The following is a 20654-nucleotide window of genomic DNA, read 5'->3' on the forward strand; positions in this document are numbered from 1 at the left end:
CAAGAATACCAATACGCAAAAGTATGGGAGGGTTTAATATGATTTCCAAACGGGCGCGTGAAGTTCAAATTTCTCCTACGGTGGCATTAACCGGAAAAATAGCTGAGCTTAAGCGGCAAGGGACAGACATCATTTCCTTTAACATTGGTGAACCGGATTTTCCCACACCGGATTATATAAAAAAAGCGGCTTTTGACGCCATTAATCAGAATTTTACCAAATACCCGCCTGCCAGCGGCTTTTTGGATCTGAAAGAGGCAGTGGCATATAAACTGCAGGTTGATAATGGAGTAAACTATGAACCCAAGCAGATCTGCGTGAGCAACGGGGCAAAGCAGGCAGTGGTTAATGCCCTGTACGCATTGTGCGGCGAGGGGGATGAAGTAATTATTCCGGTGCCTTGCTGGGTAAGTTATACTGAGATGGTTAAGTTGACCGGAGCCGTATCGGTGTTAGTCAAGGTCGATGAAAAAAATGGTTTTGCGCTTGATCTTGAGGCCATTGAGTCAGCTGTAACGCCACGCACTAAGGCGATCATCATCAATACACCCAACAACCCGTCCGGAGCGGTATACAGTGAGGAGAGCCTGCGGCAGCTTGCCGCTATGGCAGTGAAACACGATTTTTATATAATTTCAGATGAGATTTATGAAAAACTTGTTTTTGATGGGGAAAAACATTTTTGTATTGGGTCGATCTCGCCTGAGGTGCAAGACCGGTGTGTAATTGTCAACGGGGTGTCCAAAGCATATGCCATGCCGGGTTGGCGGATTGGTTATTCTGCCGCTGCCAAACCGATTGCCAAAGCCATCGAAGCATTTCAAAGCCAGATGACTTCAGGAGCCTGCTCTGTTTCGCAAAAAGCGGCGCTTGCGGCAATAACCGGGCCGCAGGACGACCTGTATAACATGCGGGAGGAATATGATAAACGACGGCATTTTATGCAGAAGCGGCTTAATGAACTAAATGGTTTTGCCTGTGACCCGGTTAAGGGAGCCTTTTATTTACTGCCGGATATTTCCGGACTGCTGGGCCGGTCATATGCCGGAAAAACGATTGACAGCTCTATGGAGCTTGCAGCCTTTTTGCTGGAGAGAGCTCATATTGCGGTAGTACCGGGGGAAGCGTTCAACACTAAGCACAAATTGCGGTTTTCTTATGCGAATTCAATGGAGAATCTGGCAGAGGGGCTTAACCGGATTGAAGCCGCTATTGCCCTGTTGAGCTGATCAACGGATTTTGGTATACGGTGTTTTAAAGATTGAGTACAAAGCCTTGTATCTTTTGGCTGTGTTATCATAGCCAAAGGATGCGAGGCTTTTGTTTGTTATGGAGGTACAATTGTTGCACAATTGATATCTTTGTGATAGTCTAAAATTGGTATAGGTTAGGGGGATGGTAGTGGATTACATCGAAAGTAAAATCAAAGGAACCTCATTAACAAAAACAGAAGAAAAAATTGCGAGTTATTTTTTAGAGCATAAAAATCAATTTTGTTTTAAGACAGCGACAGATTTAGCGCTTGATATAGGGGTAAGCGACACATCCATAATACGGTTTGTGAGAACACTTGGGTTTAATGGGTATGCTGATTTCCAGAAACACATGAAAGAGAATATAGTTCAGCAAATATCTGAGTCCGGCTCGCCGTTGCAACGGCATAAAAAAGCGATTGAAAGAGGACATATCAGTAATATGGCCGGAGAATTGCTGATGACCACGCTGGAAAATCTGAATAAAACCTATGATAAGATAGATATGGGTGTTATTGAAACAATTACAGATGTTCTTATTAAGAGCAGGAATAAATATATTGTTGGTTTTGGCGGGACGGCATCGGTTGCACATTTTATGGAAAATAAGCTAGGCTGTTTTTTGCCTAATTGTCAAGGGATTTTCCATGCAGATGTTGCTGCGGTACATAGGATTGCAGATATTACGGAGAAAGACTGTATTTTATTATTCACATTTCCCCGGTACACAGAGATGGCTCTTTCGCTGGTTGAAATTGCCCAGAGAAAAAAAGCTGAGATTATAGTTATTACAGATAAAATAACATGCCCTGTAGCTTTTTATGCCGACATAGTATTGACAGCTTACGTGCAGACTATGGGCTTTTGCAATTCCTATATAGCACCGTTGTGGATTGCTGATTTGATTATATTGGCTGCCAGTGAAAAGAACACCGGGAGTGAAGGCAGAATAGAGCTGATCGATAAATATGTGAATAAACATAAGCTGTATTAAAGCTGGAAATCTAATTTCATGAGAGGAATAACGGGAAACAATATATAAAAAACGTTTTGTGTTATTGCACAAAACGTTTTTTATATATTGAGGCAATTTTTTAACGCCGGTTTCTCAATTTATATCTTGACATTAAACAAATGTAGTTGTATCATGTATTAAAAACGTGTGTATATAGTATAAAGTGTAACTATGTAACTAAGAGGGTGGTGTTACTGGTGGAAAAAAAGCGTGAAAATGTGGAAATTAAACCCGGCAAGGAAGACTTGCATCCAGGAGAATTCAACGAATTAGGCAGTCTTGATCCCAATGTCGATCAAACTCTGATGCGTTTGTCTGGTACGGTATAATTCATAGCCGGAATTCAGTGGCAGCTGGAATTCCGGCTTTTTTTTTGCAGGATTTGCTGTTATTGGTAAAGAATTAGAAGAATATCCGGTTGCCGCATAACAAAAAATATCCTTGCGCTGGGAGAAACCTTGCAGGAGGGCAGGATTATTGAAAAACGGCAATTATATTAAATATGCTTTTGGCAGCCGCTGCTGCCATGTTGATGCTGTGCATGCCGCTTCGCCGAGAGCCGACCGCTTTACTGATGAGATTGTGACCGGTATTATGGCAAAAACAGGCTGTGCCGGTATTATCGGCACCGTTTCCCGTACTATTGCCGACCTTAACCGGCCGCCAGGCCAGGGCAACGATGAAGCTGTGTGGGAATACCGGGATGTTATCAGCCAGTTTCTTTATCATTCGGGACTGTTGGCACCGGGCGACAGAAACCTGGCAAGTCCATATCTGCATGTTGGCATTCACGGGATGAAAGACCAGCTCCATGGCCCGCTAAGTATTGAGGTGGGAACCATCTATGGCAAAACCTGTTCTGTAGGGGTCAGAAAATGGTTTGGTGAAACCCTGAAAGCCAGAATGAAGACTGTTTTGCCGGGAACGAAAGTGGTTTTTGATAAACATTGGGTGGGCAATCAGTCGCTGGCCGCACATCGTTGGGGCGAAGGACGGCGGTATTCGGGCTATGGGAAAAATTACAACGCGTTCCAGGTAGAAATTGCCCGGACGCTCAGAGAGCATTACCGCCCGGAGGTCATTGCGGTATTAGCCGGGGTGGTTGCAGAATTTAGTGGTATGTTTTCCAGGAGGTAATTATTTTGAGCAAAATCAAAAAAAATCTGAGTGATGCTGAAATGTTTAAAGGCTGGCAGGAAGAGCCAACCTTTGAGACTGAGTTAGAGGAAGAGCAGCCTGTCCGGCGGCCTGTTGCCTCTGCCCGGAAGGAGCCGGCAGACGATATTAACAGCGCTTATTTTACGCCGGAACTAAAAGAGGCTGTGGGGAAGGCTTTGCTGGAACTCAAGCTTACTATGTATAAGGCAGGTACTGTTGATTATCAAATAAAAGTTTCTTGTCAGGGAAACCAGGTTCTGCTCACAGCCATTCCTGCCAAGGTAAAGGCCGAGCAGCCGGGGAAACAGCCTGGACAACGCGGCGGCAAACAGAGAGGATAGGTTTACAGGACCTATCCTCTCTGTTTGCCATGTTGCCTTTGGACTACACGTGTTCGGACGGCAACGGTTCATTGGTTAGTTTGAACAACTCAGCAGTAAACTGGGCAAGATGTTCTTTTTCTTCATTCATTATGTGACAGAATAGGCGTGCTACGGAAGGTTTTTCGGCGGCCTGCATGTAACGCTGATACTTATTGATGGCCTGTAATTCGTCGACTACAGCCCTGGTCAAAAAGTTCACTGTTACCATATCTTTGCGGTCAGGCAGGATACCTTGGGGATCGTCGACTTTCTTATTCTTGTTTTTAGGTCTAAACAGCGGGCGTTCCGCTACCAGTGCATCAAGACCTATGTCGCTGAATATTTCAGCCTGTACGGGGTCCAGACAGGAAACCATTTGCATCAGTTCGGCAAAGTGTTGCATTTCGTCTGCAGCGATATCCAGAAACAGCTGGCATAGACAAGAACCTCGCGCAGCCTCAAGATAAAAGGCGATAGCGTTCCGCTCATCGGCGGCGGCATCCCGCAAAAGTAGTAAATCCGGGTGACAGGGACATGTGTCGGCAGTTTCGGCAGTCGTAGTTTCTGCTAAAACCTTATTTTTAGGTGATTTTTTATAGGCACGGAAAAGAGCCAATGTATTCACCTCCTAGTACTGTTATATATTCTATGCCGGATAAGGGCCGGAGGTTAACGGCAGGAAATTTGCAATACATGTGAAATATTACAGGAAATAAGGTTGCAGTGTTGTTTTCTGCGGCAAAAATCAATTGGCGGCCAGATAAAGCATAGGTTAACAGGCAGGAGGATGGTATGAGAAACTTACATCAGATTGGCAGGTATGTGAATTTTTTGGTGGTTGCAGCAGTGTTGCTGCCGCTTATTTTTATCGCCGGAGTGGTCTATGTTGAGCGTCAGCAGGCGGACAGCATGGTCCGGGTACGGGCGGAAGAGCTTGCCCGGCTGCGGGCAGTAGCAGCCACAGCCTGGCTGTCAAACCAGGCCGCCTATATTCGGGGTATAAGCAAATTGCCGGCTGTTACTGCCGGAACCCCAAATGCCGCTGACGAGCTTGCTTCTTTTATTACGGCGGAGACAGGCTTGTTGGCACTGGGGTATGCCGAATCTGGCGGTACAGTTCAGGTAGATACCGGCGGCCGTACCGGCAGGGATATCGCCGGCAGCAATTATTTTATCGAAGCGGCTGCCGGACGGGAATACCAGGGGGAAGTCCCGGGGACCGACTGGCTGCAGAACGGGAATGTTACTATAGTGGCGGCGCCTGTTACCGTGAACGGAGAGGTAACTGGTATTGTATATGGTGTTATTCGGCAGGAAACCATAGCGGCAAGGGCGGCCGGTCTTGTTCCGGACATACCTGGCGGTAAGGCGCCGCTCAGCCGGTGGTTTTTCTGGCTGGGCAGCTTATACCTAATTGGAGTAATTCCGCTATTGCTGCTGGGCTGGTTTTTGCGCCGCTGGCAGGCACGCGCTGCCGCTTTCCCGGAAGATGCTATAGAACGGCAGGTGTTTGAATCTAGCCGTGAGCAGACGGTTGGCATGCAAAGCCCGGAGGCGGCGGCGGCAGAGGAGTTTGAGACTACACAAAATGAATTAATAGCCATATTGCAGCAGGAACTGGCACTGGCCAGCAAGCGTTCGGCAAAAGATACCGCAAGCGAGTCTGCGGCCGGCAGCAAACCGGCTGCTGTAACTGCAGCAGATATAACACCGGCAGCCGTAATTGACCGGGCGCTGGCCGCTAAAGCCTATAAACCAAAAACATTCGGGCAGCAAGCCCCGGCGGTGACCACCCTGCCGGACAATAAACCGGCAGTGACACCCGTTTCCCAGCCGCTTCATCGGCTGCAGCCGCTTATCGGCAAAAAAAGTACCCCGGAGCTGCCTGCCGTTGATACGCTGACCGGTTTATACTCCCGGCAGGAATTTGAAAAAATAATAGCTGCCCATAAAGGACAGCCGGATAGCATGATACTTGTTTTAAGTATCAATGGCATGAAAGTCATTAATGATTTTTTAGGCAGAAAAGCCGGTGATGCTATCATCTCCGCCACTGCCGATATTGTTAAGACACTGGCGGGTGCAGCGTGCATGGCAGCCCGTGTTGACGGGGACAAATTTATTGTGCTTCTGCCCGCTGCCTCGCCGGATATGGCTGAAGATATCAAAAAAGATGTTAAATACCATGTTGATCTTCATAACCTGCGCAATCCGGAAGTGCCGTTAAGCATAACCCTGGGGACGGCTGCCGCTGACGCGGATGAAGATCTGCGGAATGTCTGGCAGAGAGCCGAACGCGATATGGAAAGCCATAAAGCCGTGAACCGGGTGGAAGCCCGGCGATTCATCATGTGGTCAATGAAACGCAACCGCGGACGGTCATAGCTGCTAATCCTGCTTGAACTGCTGCAGTCCTTGCCGGAAGGTTGCGGTTGTTTCCTCAGTTTCGTCCAAAATATAAATGCGTCCAGGCTGGCCGGAAGCGTCCCAGTCAATGCCATTCCACCAGATTGCCACCTTGATTTTGGGCAACAGGCCTATTTGCGCAAACATGGTTTTCATCCAGGCCGCCTTGTCGCCGCCCACCGAATTGGACCCAAATTCGGTAATCATAAACGGTTTGGCAAAATGCCTGTCATATTCGTTATAAATTTCCGGGTAGATTTGGTCAAATTCCCGCCATTTTTCTCCGGCGAAATAAGTACCGGTATTGTAGCCTGTCAGGCCGATAATGTCGACATATTCATCTCCCGGATAATACATCAGGTAATGATTCCACTTAAAGTCGGGGAAGGATAAGTCATGCGGATTCCATACCCAGAGCACATTGTCAACACCATTTTCATCAAATATGCAGCGGATGTGCCGCCACATGGCTTTATACAACTCGGCGTCCTTGCTATAGTAAAAGGCCGAATAGGAGCACCAGTCACCGTTCATTTCATTATTGAGCCGGAATAGGACAGGGTGGCCGAAGGCTGTTAACTGCCGGGCATACAGCTGGAAATAGTCATCATATTTTCCGGCGAGAATGTCATAAATCGCGTCCGAACTATCGACAAAGTCATGGCTGGTCTGAAGTGTCAGCTCGACGGTTCTCCCGTGTTCGTATGCGGAGTTTAGGCCGAGAATGGGCAAATTTTCATCAAGTGACTGGTACCGTACCAGGATGGGGAAGGTATAGTTAAGCTGTTCTTCCAAAATATCCAGCTTTTCAAAGGTCTGGGGGGCGCCTGGCTCAAAGATCCCCCAACGCTGCGGGCTTGCCGGACTAAAATACTTGTCATAAAAGGCGCGGGTTTCAGCATTAAGCGGTGTGTGTGCCCGGCGCAGCGGCAGTGCAATCTGCGGTGTACCCTGGCGGGGGACCAGGGTAAAGCTGCCGGCAATTTTCCCGGCATTTTCAATAGGTGTGGCAGATTTGATAAAAACAGTATAGACTTCTTTACTATTTTTCGCCAGCTCGATACTGGCATAATAGTTTTTGTCATTAGGTGCATGCATGAGCTTGGGGCGCGTCCAGTGCAACCGGTGAACAGTAAAGTCGTTTTGCCGGTAGGTAGCCTCATACAGCCGGGTATGGTTGCGGGTGTTGCTGATAAACCGGTTGCTGTAACTCATATAGTCGCTGGCAGTAGCCGGCGTACCGGACAAGTTATCATAAAAAATTTCAATGTGCAGAGAGTCGTTTGTCAGCACCGTAACTACCGGTGAGAGTGAGGCGTCAACCGTCAGATTATGGGGGACAAGCAGGGAATAGCCGTTGGCATAATCGGTCAGGCGTTCATAGTTGTCATCAACATAGTGGATTTCCTTGACATCATCGTCAGGGCCTGGCGGCAATGAGCTATACTCGCCGTTGATAATGGTAGATGCATGTACGGGTATTGACAAAACTGCGGATAGAAGTATAGTTAATACTAGTTGGTAAATCTTGTACATAATTGTTCTCCTTTATCTATATAGGTATGGATGAAAGTGTACTATGATTATATCGCAAATCACAATAATTTCCTTAATAACAGTCCTCCTAAAAGCCGCAAAAGTGCAAATACTATTCTATAAGTCTCCGATAAAGACTATGATTTTTATCACAGACGCAGCCGGGTATTTAGGAGTATATTTATGGTAAGGCTGGCTTACCAGAAAAAGGAGGGAAGAAACGTGGCATATAATATTAACTCTGAATGTATCAAATGCGGTGCCTGTGCTTCGGTATGTCCGGTAGAGGCAATATCGGAAGGGAATACTCAGTATGACATTGATCCCGGTCTTTGTATTGATTGCGGTGCCTGTGCCGCTGTCTGTCCGGTAGAGGCTATCCATCCGGGCGAATAGGGTTTAGTAAATAAGTAAGAAGAACCAGCTTTCGGGCTGGTTTTTTTGTTTTTAACAGCATATATATAAGGTTTGCGCGTCACCATAAGGGCCCCGGCGCGGGCGGCCATCATACAACGCTGTGCTGCCGGTGCTTAACCTCCGCTTATGCATAATGGCCGCCCACGCCTCAGTAACATTGACGGTTGCAGGGATCAGGCCAGCAGTTTTCTTTAATGATAATATCTGAAAATTCTGGTTGACAAGGAAAGATTACGAGAGTAAAATTTATAAAACTGACTTTAATTATGTTGATAAAGTTGGATGTGAGTAATTGTGAAAGTAGTAGTAGGCAGCCGGATAATATCATATTCTGTTGTCTGGTACGATGCAGGTATTTATTATAACAGGAAGTAATAGCGGGGAATTTTTATGAAACATTTATCAATCACTTCGCATCTTTGGATTGCCTTCTTAGTTATTCCAATCATTACGTTTCTGATTCTTGGAATTTTACAATCACTGGGGACTTATGAAACTCCGTTTCAATCAGTGGTTTTAAATATTGCTATTACTTTACTGCTTACTTCCTTGCTTGGTTATTTTCACGCCAGACGAATACATTCCACAATTAAGAGTCTGCTAGCCTTTATTCAAGCATTAATTAGCCAGGACGATGCGACGCAGGCTGCTATATTTCCCAGATTTGCCCCGCGTGAATTCGAATTGATGGCCGAACATTTTCAATTAATGGCTAAGAAACATAGTGAAAGCCGGCAAGAACTGTCCGCATTAAATGCCGAGTTAGAGCAGCGGATAGCAGAACGAACTAACAGTTTGCTAAGAACCAATCAGGAATTAGCCATTCTCAATCAGTTAATCACTCCGATTTCACCCCATCCGGGGGGAGCGAGTATTATTAAAGAGTGTCTAAGGCAATTTTCTGAGATATCCGGAGTTCATGTTAAATTGTATCTGAGAAAACCTGTATTATCGTTAATCGGGTCAGGAGAAGATATTCGCGGTATTAATGATATTGAAATTAATGATAAGCCCTGGTACATAATTTCTTACAGATATACTATTCAGCCAATACGCTCAGGCAATAACATTTTCGGTTGTTTCATAATTCCTCACTCACAGCTCAGCCAGCAAGACCGGGATTTTGTGGAGACCTTGTCACGTTCGGCAGGTATTATTTTTCAAAATGAAATATTGTCGCGAACGCTGGAGCAAAATCATGCTGTCTTAAAGGCCGTACTGGAGAGTATGTATGATGCTATTACCCTGATTAACGGTCGCCAGGTAGTGTATGCCAACGGCCGGATGTCCGAACTGCTTGCTCTTCCCTGTTCTGAGATCATTGGTATGTCGGAGGATTATTTGTTTGCGATAATTGCCCATCGCCTTATCGATGCTAACTGGGAAGTAATTGATCAAGCCAAGCGGGGATACGGTGTTTTTAATTTGAAACTTAAGCATGGTGCCGGCCATCAGTATATTCTGCTTACAGTTTTTCCGGTTACAGGCAATGAGAATGATGAAGTCGGCAAAGGCATGGTCTGGCGGGATATTACCAAGGAACATGAGGTTGATAAGCTGAAGAATGATTTAATTTCCATGGTTTCGCATGAATTTAAAACACCCATTACCAGTATCAGGGGAAGTGTCGAAACGCTGTTACGCGAGGACGCCGACTGGGAGGAAGACTTTAAACGGGAGATGCTGACAGGAATTCATGAAGATATTGAGCATGTCCAGGAACTGGTGAATGACTGGCTTGACATCTCCAGGATTGAAGCCAAAGCTATCAGTTTGGACAAAGAACCTGTCCAGCCCCATGCTATTATTACCAGTGCTATCCGAAAGCTTCCCAAGCATTTTGCCAGCAATGCAAAGATTGAATCTATCGTAGATGATAGCTTGCCGTTTATCTATGGTGACAGAGTGCGCCTGGGCCAGGTTTTGCTGAACCTTTTTACTAACGCCATTCGTTATAACGATGACAGTCCCCATATTGAAGTAAGTGCCCACAGTGATGAAGAATATGTCCACATCAGTGTCGCTGATAATGGGATCGGCATCAACGAACGGCATCTGGGGAAAATTTTTGACCGTTTTTATTGTGTGGATAACGAGCGGGAGCGGCGTTTAGGCGGAACCGGCTTAGGCTTGACAATTTGCAAGGGAATTATCGAAGCACATAATGGTATGATTAAGGTCCAAAGCAGCGAAGGTATCGGCAGCATCTTTACGATTTCAATTCCTAAATACAGGAGCGCGGGTGCAGAGTATGAAAAAGTATAGGATATTTATTGTTGATGACGAGCCCAAAATATTGCGCTTTATTGCAGCAAACCTTAAGTCGTTAGGGTATGAAGTTTACACCTTTCAAAACGGAACTGAGGCTCTGGCTAATTTTGACGCTTTGGACCCGGAACTGGTCTTGATGGACATTATGATGCCCGGTATGGATGGGTTTGAACTGTTAAAACGGCTGCGAAAGTTTTCCGACGTTCCGGTAATTATTCTGACAGCGCGAGGCAATTCCAATGATAAGGTGCAAGGCCTTAATATGGGAGCGGACGATTATCTTACCAAGCCGTTTTCACTGGACGAATTATTCGCCAGAGTCAACGCTGTTCTGCGACGTTTTGCCGGCAAACTACCCGGTCAGGGCGCAGCCAGTGAGCTAAAAAACGGTGATATAATCATAAAACAGGCTCAGCGCCGGGTATGGATAAAAGACCGGGAGCTGAAACTGACGGAAACGGAATATAACTTGTTTTCGCTATTAATGGTCAATGCCGGCAAGGTACTTACGCATGAACAATTGCTTTGCGAGGTGTGGGGAAGCGAATATCGTGATGATGTAGAATATTTGCGGGTGGCCATTGCCCGTATACGTCAAAAAATTAGAAACAGTGCCTGCAGCGAAGAATGTATTGTTACCTATCCCGGAGTGGGATATATGATTGCCAGCAGGGAGGCCGAGGAACACCATCGATGACAGATGGTGTTTTTTGTTATTTGTAATGTTTTTGTTATACCTGGCTGGAATTTTTTATGCGAACGTAATGAGTATTGCCCTACAATAAAAGAGAGTTGTCTAAGGTTAAGCAAAGTCAACCAGAGAATTACAGTCTTCACAAAAAATATGAATTATGGCAGGGGGAGCATTTATGAAAAGTGATGTCGAGATTGCACAAGCTGCACAAATGAATCCTATTGTTGAGGTAGCCCGGGAATTAGAGATTCCCGCCGAAGAATTGGAACTCTACGGTAACTACAAAGCAAAAGTTGCTCTTAAGACCTGGGAGCGGATCAAAAACAGGCCGGATGGCAAACTGATTCTGGTTTCGGCGATAAATCCGACTCCTGCCGGTGAAGGCAAAACAACAACAACCGTTGGACTTGGTGACTCCCTGCGGCGAAAAGGCAAAAAGGTTGTCATCGCTCTGCGTGAACCGTCTTTAGGACCCTGTTTCGGGGTGAAAGGCGGTGCCGCCGGCGGTGGTTATTCACAGGTTGTGCCAATGGAAGATATCAATCTTCACTTTACCGGCGATTTTCACGCCATTACTACAGCCCATAACCTGCTGGCTGCCATTATTGATAACCACCTGCATCATGGAAACGCCCTTGGCATCGATCCGCGGCGTATTACCTGGCGCCGGGTACTTGACCTTAATGAGCGGGCTTTGCGCAATGTTGTATGCGGGCTTGGCGGCAAGGCTAACGGTGTGCCAAGAGAAACCGGTTTTGATATAACGGTTGCCTCGGAAATGATGGCCATTCTTTGCTTAGCCAAAGATCTGGATGATATGAAAGAGAGAATTGGCCGGATTATTGTTGCCTATACCTATGCGGGCAAGCCTGTTACTCCTGAAGACCTAAAAGTAACCGGGGCCTTAGCCTTGCTGTTCAAAGATGCCATCAAACCCAACCTTGTACAAACACTGGAAAATACGCCGGCTTTCGTTCATGGCGGCCCGTTTGCCAATATCGCGCATGGTTGTAACAGTGTGTCGGCTACCAAGTATGCCCTCAAGCTGGCAGATTACTGTGTAACCGAAGCCGGTTTCGGCGCCGATCTTGGAGCAGAGAAATTTATTGACATCAAATGCCGTTTTGCCGGCTTTAAGCCAAGTGTTGTGGTTATCGTAGCCACTGTTCGTGCCCTGAAAATGCATGGCGGCGTTCCTAAGAATGAACTGGCCGGTGAAAATATGGGAGCTCTGGAAAAGGGCCTTGCCAACCTGACCAAACATATTGAGAATATCCAGCAATTTGGCCTGCCGGCTGTGGTAGCCATCAACGCGTTCCCGACCGACACCGCCCAAGAGTTAAGTTTTGTGGAAGAGCAGTGCAATAAGCTGGGTGCCGAAGTGGCCTTATCCGAAGTATGGGCCAAGGGCAGCCTGGGCGGGCAGGTGTTGGCGGAAAAGGTATTGGCTGCCTGCGGACGGCCTAACGAATTTACCTTTGCCTATGATGAAACAGCGCCAATTAAAGATAAAATTTCAGCAATTGCCACTAAAATTTATGGAGCAGACGGCGTAAGCTATACGCCTGCTGCGGAGAAAACGATTCAGGAACTTACGGCTTTGGGTTTTGATAAGACGCCGATTTGTATGGCCAAGACCCAGTATTCTCTCAGCGATGATATGAATAAAGCAGGCCGTCCAACAGGATTTAGCATTACCGTTCGCGAAGTGCGGGTAGCAGCCGGCGCAGGCTTCCTGGTAGCCATAACCGGTGAAATCATGACTATGCCCGGACTTCCCAAGGAGCCCTCTGCCGTTAAGATGGATATTGACAATGATGGTAAGATTGTAGGTTTATTCTAAGCAAGTATAAAATCAGAGTGCCGCAAAACGCTTCTTGAAAAAGCGTTTTGCGGCACTTGTTTTTTTCCTAACAGATAAGTTTGACGTGTCATACAAGGCCCGGCGCGGGCGCCCGTCAGACAACGCTGCGACCGCTTAACCTCCGCTTATGCCTAACGGTCGCCCGCGCCTCAGTCGTGTTGAAAGTATTTTTCTTATCTTACATAATAGTTTCCGGGACTCACCATGTCCACATACGCTGGCGTAAGTCTTGCACTTTATGGTAAAATAGAAAAGGGCGGGATTGTCTCAGCGTTCCGGTATGACAGTCTCCAGGAGAGGAGCGATGTACATGGTGGAATTAGAGTATTTAAAACACCTACCTATTTTTGAGGAGTTGGCTCCGGTTGATCTGGCAGCCATCGACAATGTCACGGTTGAACGCCGTTACAAAAAAAATATGATTATATTTATGGAGGGTGAGCCTGGCGAAGGTTTCCATTATGTTAAAAGCGGTAAAGTAAAAATAGTTAAAATGGCTCAGGATGGCAGAGAGCATATTATCAATATTTTGGGGCCCGGCGAAGTGTTTGCCGAAGTGCTGCTTTTTAACCGTGGACCCTATCCGGCTACATCGGTGGCCTTGGAAGACTCGGTCATTGGAATTATAAAAAATGTAGAACTGGAAAACGTGGTAGTCGACAACCCACGTATTGCATTGCATATTATCAGAGTCATGAATAAAAAGCTGCTGCATGCGCAAATGAAGATTAAGACACTGGCATTATCGGACACGTTTGCCCGCACAGCGCAAATTCTTGGCCGGCTGGCCCAGCAGTATGGCCGGGAGGTAACCGGAGGAATTCGGATTGACATTGATATGACCCGCCAGGATTTAGCCAATTTGGTGGGGACAACCCGGGAAACCGTCAGCCGGGTTCTCAGCTCGATGAAAAAGGATAAGGTTATTGATTTAGCCGAACAGCAAATTATTATCCTGGACGAACAGCGCCTGAGCCGCTATCAGGAAATGTAATGTTGGCACAACTTCTTACAGATAAATGCGCAGACATATAAAGCTGCAACTTTTATAAAAGACACTTGACTTATACCGGTGCACACAGTATAATCGATATAAGTTCATAGTTACCATGATGAACAGGAAGCCGAATGCAAGGTGTTCAGAGAACCGGCGGTTGGTGCGAGCCGGTACACCAAACAGGCAGGTTCCGCCTGGGAGTGGCTGGTGAAGAATCAGTATGGGATCCGCCCAATACAGCGGTTAAAGTTGGCCGGAAGGCAACATGGGTGGCAACGCGGGAATAGTTCTCGTCCCTAAGGGGATGGAGAACTTTTTTATTTGCCGGTACATGTAGTATTTTCGGTCTAAGCTGGGTGGCAACGCGGGTGAAAACTCGCCCCAATTGTAGTGGGGTGAGTTTTTTTTTATCCTGATGGAACATATACCTTTCTATCAGGGTAAGGGCACATGGCTTTCGCTTTTGCCAAAGGCTTCGCGCCGGTGTCCGTAAAGACTAAGTAAATTCCAGTGAACTCATTTCAGCAGAGCCAAACATCAGCGGTTCAGGCGGAAAGTCTGCCCTGCCTGAGCTGATGCCGCCTGTGGCGGCAGGAGTCCTGACTCAACGATTAAGATAAAATGGAGGTAGAATTATGAAAATACTTATTTCGGAACAGATTGCACAAAAAGGGGTTGAAAAACTTACGCAAGAAGGCGCGAGTGTTGATATAAAAACCAATCTTTCGCGCGAAGAACTATTGGCAATTATCGGTGAGTATGATGCCCTGATTGTCAGAAGCAACACCAAAGTCAATGAAGAATTATACCAAAAAGCCACCCGGTTAAAGGTAGTAGGACGCGCCGGCAATGGTGTCGACAATATTGAAATGAATGGTGCCACCAAACGCGGGATTATTGTTGTCAACACCCCGGAATCCAACATCGTATCGGCAGCCGAACTGAGTATTGGCCTGTTGTTTGCCACCTGCCGCAATATTCCGCAGCTTCATAACCGTCTCCAGGAACGCGTTTGGGATCGTTCCGGCCTTAAAGGCATGGAGCTTCAGGGGAAAACAGTAGGTATTGTGGGTTTGGGACGGATCGGGTCGCTGGTGGCAACCCGGCTGAAATCATTTGGGATGAACATTATTGCCTATGATCCCTATATCAGCGACAGCCGGTTCAAGAATCTGGGTGTGGAGAAACAAGAAAAGCTGGAAGATTTGATGAGCAAGTGTGATATTCTTACCGTGCATACCCCTAAAACCGAAGAAACCTATGGGATGATTGGCAAAGACCAGTTTAAAGCTGCGAAAAAAGGCATGACTGTCATCAATTGTGCCCGGGCCGGTATTGTGAACGAGGCTGCGCTGATTGAGGCCATGAAAGCCAATATTGTCAAACGGGCCGGGGTTGATGTGCCGGAAGGGGAACCTGAGCCTACTTCGCCGCTGTTGGATGTAGACAATGTGATTATAACGCCTCACGCAGGTGCCGATACGGTTGAGGCCCAGGATAATGTCGGTATAACTGTGGCTCAAGAGGTGATTGCCGCGCTAAGGGGAGAAATGGTGCCAAACGCCGTCAATCTGCCTACCCTGCCGGCGCAGGAGCTGGATACCGTCAAAGCCTATCTAAAGCTGGGTGAAACCCTGGGCAAGATGTATTACCAGCTGGAAAAGGAAGCTGTAGATAAGGTAGAGATTATTTACAGAGGCGAGGTTGCGGCCATGGAAACCTCGGTCATTTCACTGGCTATATTGAAGGGTTTGTTTGAGCCGGTTCTTAAAGAGCGGATAAATTATGTGAATGCCAATATTATTGCTAAAAGCAGGGGTGTTACCGTAACCGAAAGCAAAGAATCTATAGTGGAAAATTACCTGACCTTGATTACCGTCAAGGTTAAATCAAAAGGCCGGGAGTTTACCATCAGCGGCACTACCTTTGGCAAAGGGGAGCTGCGGATTGTTGAAATTAATGGCTATGAATTTGATGTTCATCCTGCTCCTTATATGCTGATCGCGGAAAACATGGATAAACCCGGTGTTGTCGGACAAATGGGAACCTTACTGGGGGTTGGCAAGGTCAATATTGCCACCATGCAGCTTGGGCGTAAGTTCACCGAGCAGCAGGCCATGATGGTGCTGACCGTTGATTCGGAAGTTTCCAAAGAAACTTTGGAATTCCTTGGCGGGGTCGAAGGCATTCTGCGGGTCCGGTTTGTAAAACTATAGCGGCTGCTGGGGCTGGGAAAACCCGGTAAAGTATTGTGAAGGTGTATCCGGATGCTAAAAAAACACTCAGTATGAGTGTTTTTTTAGCATCCTCACGAATAAAGAAATTTCCGACTATTCCAAGCGCACTTTGTGGGCAGATTCCATAGGTTCGTCAGTCAATTCCTGCGTTTGGTCGTAATTTGCTGTTGTGGTGTTTACGCAGCAGCTAGTATAGTGATAGAAATGCCTTTAAAGGAGGTCTTTACGTGAGCCAATCCGTGTCCCCTCAATCGGTCGAGGAGTTGCAGCACCTGGTGCGGACCGCCGCCGCTGCCGGCAGTCCGATATATACTTACCGCTCAGGCCAGTCTGAGGGAGTAATGCTTGATTTGTCCAACCTGAATCAAATTTTCGAAATTGACGCCGCCAACCTTGTCGCCGTCGTCGGTCCCGGCGTTACCCTCGGCATCCTGGCCGCCAGGCTGGCTGAGCAGGGCCTGCGCTTTATCCCGGCCGACACTCCCTTTTATCAGGACAAAACAGTGGGCCGGTTGTTTTATGAAGGCTGTTCCAACCTGTCCAGCCTTAAATACGGGAGTGCCAAGCATTTTCTGATGGGCTCGGAAATTGTCCTGCCTGACGGCGAACTATTAACAACAGGCGGGAAAACCGTTAAGAATGTAACCGGCTATGATTTTACCCGTTTTTTCAACGCGCCTTATACCGATTATGGTATTACGGTCAAGTTTCTGTTGAAGCTGCTGCCCTTACCGGAAACACGTACCGGGCTTGCCGTCGCCTTTAATGAGGTGGATGAGGTGCTGGCTTTTGCCCGGGATTTGAAAGAGAACGGTGTGGTGCCGGCGTATCTGTTATGGGTGGACAGGAATGTGCAAGACTTTTTTCAGGAGCCGCCGCAGGGCCAGCTTGTCTTGCTGGAGTTTGACGGTCTGCAGGAAGAGGCCGGTGAGCAATGTCAGAATGCCGCTGTTCTCATCCAGAAGCATGGCGGCACAATCCGGGAGCGCAATGAAGGTCGCGGGCAAACGGCAAGCCGCTGGAGCGCTCTTTACCGGTGTGCCGATAAGTATGTACTGACCGATGAATATAAAATGGCTTTTACCCGCCAGGCGGAATTCATCAGCCTGTTTTACGAATTAGCCGGGCGCCGCGGGGTTAAAGCCGGCCTGTTCGGCCAGGTGGCCGAAGGCAAACTTAACCTTGTTTTTGCCGGAGTGCAGCCGGATCACGCCTTTATTGAGGAACTTGCCGCAGCCCTGATACGGGCAGGCGGCGTTCTTGCCGGCAAGTATGACCGCCTGACAGGAAAATGCCGGAGCGGCCCCCTGGCAGAGCTTGAGCAGCGGGCCAAAGCCGCTTTTGACCCCAAACGGATTTTAAATCGACCGACCTTACAGGAGGTGAAATAAATGGAGCAGCACTATGCAGAATGGCAGCAACAACTGGTCAAATGTATTCGCTGTGGCACCTGCCGGTCGGTTTGCCCGGTATTTCAAGTCTCCGACAATGAAAATACCACCGCCAGAGGCAAAGTAAAGCTGCTGGAAGCTGTAAGCGAAGGCAAGCTGGCACTGACCCCTGAGCTGCAAACCAGGATGTCCAAGTGCCTGCTGTGCAAAGCCTGTGCTCCCGGCTGTCCCTCAGGTGTCAGAACCGATGAACTGTTTTTAAGTGCCAGACGCGCCCTGGCCGTGAAAAACGGCCTGCCAATAGCCAAGAAGCTGGCCTTTACCGGCCTGACTTATCGTAAGCTGTTTGATCTGGGGCTCAAAATGGGTGCCGCCTTCCAGGGCATTGTCTTCAAAGACGCTCCTGGCGGCAGAGGCAAGCTGGCGCGCTTTCCCCTGCCTGGCGCCGGGCTTAGTCAGCGGCGCATCATCCCGCCGTTAGCTTCCACGCCCTTAAGAAGCTGCCTGCCGGAAACCAGTAAGGTAGCTTCCCCCAAGGCCAGAGTTGCGTTTTATACCGGCTGCATGCTCAATTATGTTTATCCGGAATCAGGGGAAGCCATTGTCAAAATCCTCAAAGCCCACGATGTGGAAGTGGTTATTCCGGCCAGGCAGAGCTGCTGCGGGACACCGGCCTTTACCTCCGGCGACTATCAGGTGGGGCGGTATCTGGCTGAGGAAAATGTCAAAGTGCTGGCAGCCGGTAACTATGACGCCATTATCACCGGCTGCGCTTCGTGCGGAGCCGCCTTAAAACACGAATACGGCGCTATTATCGAAGATCCGGCCGTGAAAACAGCCTGGGAATCGCTGGCCGCCAAAGTAAAGGATATTACCCAGTTCGTGGCCGAAGTGGGGCTCAAACAGGATTTGCGGGAAGTAAAGGCCAAAATTACCTATCACGACCCCTGCCATTTAGTCCGTGGCATGGGTGTTACCAAAGAGCCGCGTCAGCTGTTAAAGGCCATTCCCGGCGTGGAATACGCCGAAATGAAGGATGCCGCCAAATGCTGCGGTGCCGGCGGCACCTTCAGCATGGCCTATTATGATATCGCCCGGACCATCAATGACTGGAAACTGGATAACGCGGAAAAGACGGGTGCCGGTATTCTGGCCACCGGTTGTTCGGCCTGCCGGATGCATATTACCGACGGACTGGGACAGCGCGGCAGCAGCATGCGGGTATTACACACGGCCGAAATTATTGCCCAGGCGTACGGCCTGGACTAGGAGGGGGAGAAACATGGAGCAGCAAATGCTTGCTGAGTTAAAACGGCTGGTTGGCGCCCAATATGTTATGGAGCAGCTGGAAGACCGCATCTGTTATTCCTTTGACGCCACCTTCCGGGATTTCCCCCCCGATGTGGTGGTTAAGCCCGGCAGTGTGGAGGAGATTGTAGCTATCGTCAAACTGGCAAGGCAGTACAATGTGCCGGTAACAGCCAGAGGCGCGGCCACCGGTCTGTCCGGCGGCTCGGTACCGGTGCAGGGCGGTATCGCCCTGGTGCTTACCCGGCTTAACCGGATTATAGAAATTGATAAAGCCAACCGGGTGGCGGTGGTGGAAACCGGGGTGATTACCGAAGCCTTTGTCAATGCCGTAAACCAGGCCGGCTTGTTCTATCCGCCTGATCCGGCCAGCGCCAAGACCTCCACCATGGGCGGCAATATCGCCGAATGCGCCGGCGGCCCCCGCGGGGTCAAATACGGCATTACCAGGGATTATGTGCTGGGGCTGGAAGTTGTACTGCCTGACGGCAGTGTTGTCGAACTGGGCAACAAATTTGACGGCGATATGGCCGGGCCGGACTGGACTATGCTGCTGGTCGGCTCGGAGGGGACGCTGGGTATTGTTACTAAAATCTACCTGAAGCTTGTCGATAAACCCAGCGCCAAACAAACCCTGCTGGCTATTTTTAACAGTCTGGATGATGCTGCCAACACGGTCAGTGAAATGATTGCCTCCGGCACTATTCCGACCACCCTGGAAATTATGGATAACCTGACCATCCGGGCGGTGGAGGATTACCTTAAGGTTGGCCTGCCGGTTAATGCCGAGGCCATTCTCCTGATAGAAGTGGACGGCAGCGCGGCCGCCATTGCCAAACAGGCCGGACATGTCATGAAGGTGTGCAAACAGTGCGGCGCCACCGAGATCCAGGCAGCCTCGACGCCTGAGGACATTGACAAACTGTGGCAGGCCCGCCGCGCTATTTCTCCGGCCTGCGGCAAGATCAACCCGACTAAAATCTCCGAAGACGCCACCGTGCCGCGCAGCCAGATTCCGGCCATGGTTCGCCGGCTGCGGGAGATTGCCCAAAAATATAATTTAAAGATGGTTATTTTTGGCCACGCCGGTGACGGCAATCTCCATCCCAATATTTTGAGCAATAAGCACGACCATGAAGAGATGGAACGGGTCGAGCAAGCGGTGGAGGAATTGTTTAAAGCTGCGTTGGACCTTGGCGGCACGCTGTCCGGCGAACATGGCATCGGCTATATGAAAGCGCCGTTTCTCAAATGGGAGACAGGCGAAACCGGTTTCGCCGCCGGGCAGAGGATTAAACAGGTAATGGATGAACAGGGACTGCTGAATCCTGGTAAATTGTTTAATGCCTAAGTGCCTGCCGGCAGTAAATGTATCCTGAGGCTAACCCGCTCTAAGGCTCCTGCTTCTACCAATGGGGGGTTACCCCGGCGGGCACAGGCGAGCGGCTAAGCCCCTGGAAGTTGGGCGGTTAACCTTCAGGTGGAGTTAAACCTCCACCTGAAGCCAAGTCTACTTTATGGGGAGGAAGAAGAAATGCTAAAAATCGTGACCCGGTACTGCAAGGGCTGTGGCATCTGTGTTGAGTTCTGCCCGAAAAAAGTACTGCAGCTTGATGAAATGGGCAAGATTGAGGTGGCTGCTGCCGACAACTGTGTGGCCTGCGGACAATGCGAGCTCAGATGCCCGGATTATGCCATTTATGTAACTGCAGATAAATAGAGACTTGATTCAGGTGGGGGGTTAA

General features: G+C 48.5%; 19 protein-coding genes. 17 read left to right on the forward strand and 2 right to left on the reverse strand.

Annotation, left to right across the window (positions count from 1 at the left end; translation table 11 throughout):
• The first annotated feature begins 38 nt into the window (after positions 1-38).
• The 5 genes from GT1_RS08715 (at position 39) to GT1_RS08730 (ending at position 3767) form a co-directional block, all read left to right on the forward strand.
• Positions 39-1229 carry a pyridoxal phosphate-dependent aminotransferase gene (locus GT1_RS08715; RefSeq protein ID WP_075752382.1) on the forward strand — a complete coding sequence of 397 codons (1191 nt, stop codon included), beginning with the start codon at positions 39-41 and terminating at the stop codon, positions 1227-1229.
• Between the two features lie 172 nt (positions 1230-1401).
• Positions 1402-2247 carry a MurR/RpiR family transcriptional regulator gene (locus GT1_RS08720; protein WP_188398382.1) on the forward strand — a complete coding sequence of 282 codons (846 nt, stop codon included), beginning with the start codon at positions 1402-1404 and terminating at the stop codon, positions 2245-2247.
• 218 nt (positions 2248-2465) lie between these two features.
• Positions 2466-2597: a hypothetical protein gene (locus GT1_RS22525; RefSeq protein WP_255430421.1), complete on the forward strand. Its 132-nt coding sequence runs from the start codon at positions 2466-2468 to the stop codon at positions 2595-2597.
• Positions 2598-2745: 148 nt separating this feature from the next.
• Positions 2746-3405 carry a hypothetical protein gene (locus GT1_RS08725; protein ID WP_075752386.1) on the forward strand — a complete coding sequence of 220 codons (660 nt, stop codon included), beginning with the start codon at positions 2746-2748 and terminating at the stop codon, positions 3403-3405.
• Positions 3406-3410: 5 nt separating this feature from the next.
• Positions 3411-3767, forward strand: a complete 357-nt coding sequence (locus GT1_RS08730) for a hypothetical protein (protein WP_188398383.1) — start codon at positions 3411-3413, stop codon at positions 3765-3767.
• A gap of 43 nt (positions 3768-3810) precedes the next feature.
• On the opposite strand, the gene GT1_RS08735 is transcribed toward GT1_RS08730, so the two are convergent.
• Positions 3811-4404, reverse strand: coding sequence for a ferritin family protein (locus GT1_RS08735; RefSeq protein ID WP_075752390.1), 594 nt, complete (start codon positions 4402-4404; stop codon positions 3811-3813).
• Between the two features lie 176 nt (positions 4405-4580).
• Here GT1_RS08735 and GT1_RS08740 point away from each other — a divergent pair, with 176 nt between their 5' ends.
• Positions 4581-6173 (forward strand): diguanylate cyclase domain-containing protein, encoded by a 1593-nt coding sequence (locus GT1_RS08740; RefSeq protein ID WP_188398384.1) that lies wholly within the window; start codon positions 4581-4583, stop codon positions 6171-6173.
• Between the two features lie 3 nt (positions 6174-6176).
• Here the strand turns inward: GT1_RS08740 and GT1_RS08745 are convergent, their stop codons facing one another.
• Positions 6177-7730, reverse strand: coding sequence for a glycoside hydrolase family 26 protein (locus GT1_RS08745; protein WP_188398385.1), 1554 nt, complete (start codon positions 7728-7730; stop codon positions 6177-6179).
• 222 nt (positions 7731-7952) lie between these two features.
• On the opposite strand from GT1_RS08745, the gene GT1_RS08750 reads away from it, so the two are divergent.
• The 11 genes from GT1_RS08750 (at position 7953) to GT1_RS08800 (ending at position 20629) form a co-directional block, all read left to right on the forward strand.
• The gene (locus GT1_RS08750; RefSeq protein ID WP_075755888.1) at positions 7953-8126 is read left to right on the forward strand and encodes a DUF362 domain-containing protein; all 174 of its coding nucleotides are present in this window, start codon (positions 7953-7955) and stop codon (positions 8124-8126) included.
• Positions 8127-8537: 411 nt separating this feature from the next.
• Positions 8538-10412 carry a cell wall metabolism sensor histidine kinase WalK gene (locus tag GT1_RS08755; RefSeq protein ID WP_188398386.1) on the forward strand — a complete coding sequence of 625 codons (1875 nt, stop codon included), beginning with the start codon at positions 8538-8540 and terminating at the stop codon, positions 10410-10412.
• Positions 10399-11115 carry a response regulator transcription factor gene (locus GT1_RS08760; protein WP_075752398.1) on the forward strand — a complete coding sequence of 239 codons (717 nt, stop codon included), beginning with the start codon at positions 10399-10401 and terminating at the stop codon, positions 11113-11115. The genes GT1_RS08755 and GT1_RS08760 overlap by 14 nt, the downstream gene beginning before the upstream one ends.
• A 172-nt stretch (positions 11116-11287) precedes the next feature.
• Positions 11288-12955: a formate--tetrahydrofolate ligase gene (locus GT1_RS08765; RefSeq protein ID WP_188398387.1), complete on the forward strand. Its 1668-nt coding sequence runs from the start codon at positions 11288-11290 to the stop codon at positions 12953-12955.
• A gap of 331 nt (positions 12956-13286) precedes the next feature.
• Entirely contained in the window at positions 13287-13970 is a 684-nt protein-coding gene (locus tag GT1_RS08770) for a Crp/Fnr family transcriptional regulator (protein WP_109298164.1), read from the forward strand.
• A 134-nt stretch (positions 13971-14104) separates the two neighbouring features.
• Complete coding sequence (locus GT1_RS08775; RefSeq protein WP_158027033.1) at positions 14105-14260, forward strand: hypothetical protein; 156 nt, start codon at positions 14105-14107, stop codon at positions 14258-14260.
• Positions 14261-14608: 348 nt separating this feature from the next.
• On the forward strand, positions 14609-16189 hold the full coding sequence (serA, locus tag GT1_RS08780) for a phosphoglycerate dehydrogenase (protein WP_188398388.1): 1581 nt from the start codon (positions 14609-14611) through the stop codon (positions 16187-16189).
• 248 nt (positions 16190-16437) lie between these two features.
• Positions 16438-17601: an FAD-binding oxidoreductase gene (locus tag GT1_RS08785; RefSeq protein WP_188398389.1), complete on the forward strand. Its 1164-nt coding sequence runs from the start codon at positions 16438-16440 to the stop codon at positions 17599-17601.
• Positions 17602-18870, forward strand: a complete 1269-nt coding sequence (locus GT1_RS08790; RefSeq protein ID WP_188398390.1) for a (Fe-S)-binding protein — start codon at positions 17602-17604, stop codon at positions 18868-18870. It begins immediately after the preceding gene.
• Between the two features lie 13 nt (positions 18871-18883).
• The gene (locus tag GT1_RS08795) at positions 18884-20260 is read left to right on the forward strand and encodes an FAD-binding oxidoreductase (protein WP_188398391.1); all 1377 of its coding nucleotides are present in this window, start codon (positions 18884-18886) and stop codon (positions 20258-20260) included.
• 183 nt (positions 20261-20443) lie between these two features.
• Positions 20444-20629, forward strand: a complete 186-nt coding sequence (locus tag GT1_RS08800) for a ferredoxin family protein (RefSeq protein ID WP_075752414.1) — start codon at positions 20444-20446, stop codon at positions 20627-20629.
• The last annotated feature ends 25 nt before the right edge of the window (positions 20630-20654 follow it).

The sequence above is a fragment of the Sporomusa sp. GT1 genome (assembly GCF_014634905.1).
Taxonomy (GTDB): Bacteria; Bacillota; Negativicutes; order Sporomusales; family Sporomusaceae; genus Sporomusa; species Sporomusa sphaeroides.

Excerpts from the sequence above, each read along its gene's own strand:
- GT1_RS08745 (WP_188398385.1), bottom strand. The coding sequence starts at position 7,730 with ATGTACAAGATTTACCAACTAGTATTAACTATACTTCTATCCGCAGTT.
- GT1_RS08775 (WP_158027033.1), top strand. The coding sequence starts at position 14,105 with ATGCAAGGTGTTCAGAGAACCGGCGGTTGGTGCGAGCCGGTACACCAA.
- GT1_RS08765 (WP_188398387.1), top strand. The coding sequence starts at position 11,288 with ATGAAAAGTGATGTCGAGATTGCACAAGCTGCACAAATGAATCCTATT.
- GT1_RS08795 (WP_188398391.1), top strand. The coding sequence starts at position 18,884 with ATGGAGCAGCAAATGCTTGCTGAGTTAAAACGGCTGGTTGGCGCCCAA.
- GT1_RS08715 (WP_075752382.1), top strand. The coding sequence starts at position 39 with ATGATTTCCAAACGGGCGCGTGAAGTTCAAATTTCTCCTACGGTGGCA.
- GT1_RS08770 (WP_109298164.1), top strand. The coding sequence starts at position 13,287 with ATGGTGGAATTAGAGTATTTAAAACACCTACCTATTTTTGAGGAGTTG.
- GT1_RS08800 (WP_075752414.1), top strand. The coding sequence starts at position 20,444 with ATGCTAAAAATCGTGACCCGGTACTGCAAGGGCTGTGGCATCTGTGTT.
- GT1_RS08790 (WP_188398390.1), top strand. The coding sequence starts at position 17,602 with ATGGAGCAGCACTATGCAGAATGGCAGCAACAACTGGTCAAATGTATT.
- serA (WP_188398388.1), top strand. The coding sequence starts at position 14,609 with ATGAAAATACTTATTTCGGAACAGATTGCACAAAAAGGGGTTGAAAAA.
- GT1_RS08740 (WP_188398384.1), top strand. The coding sequence starts at position 4,581 with ATGAGAAACTTACATCAGATTGGCAGGTATGTGAATTTTTTGGTGGTT.
- GT1_RS08760 (WP_075752398.1), top strand. The coding sequence starts at position 10,399 with ATGAAAAAGTATAGGATATTTATTGTTGATGACGAGCCCAAAATATTG.
- GT1_RS08755 (WP_188398386.1), top strand. The coding sequence starts at position 8,538 with ATGAAACATTTATCAATCACTTCGCATCTTTGGATTGCCTTCTTAGTT.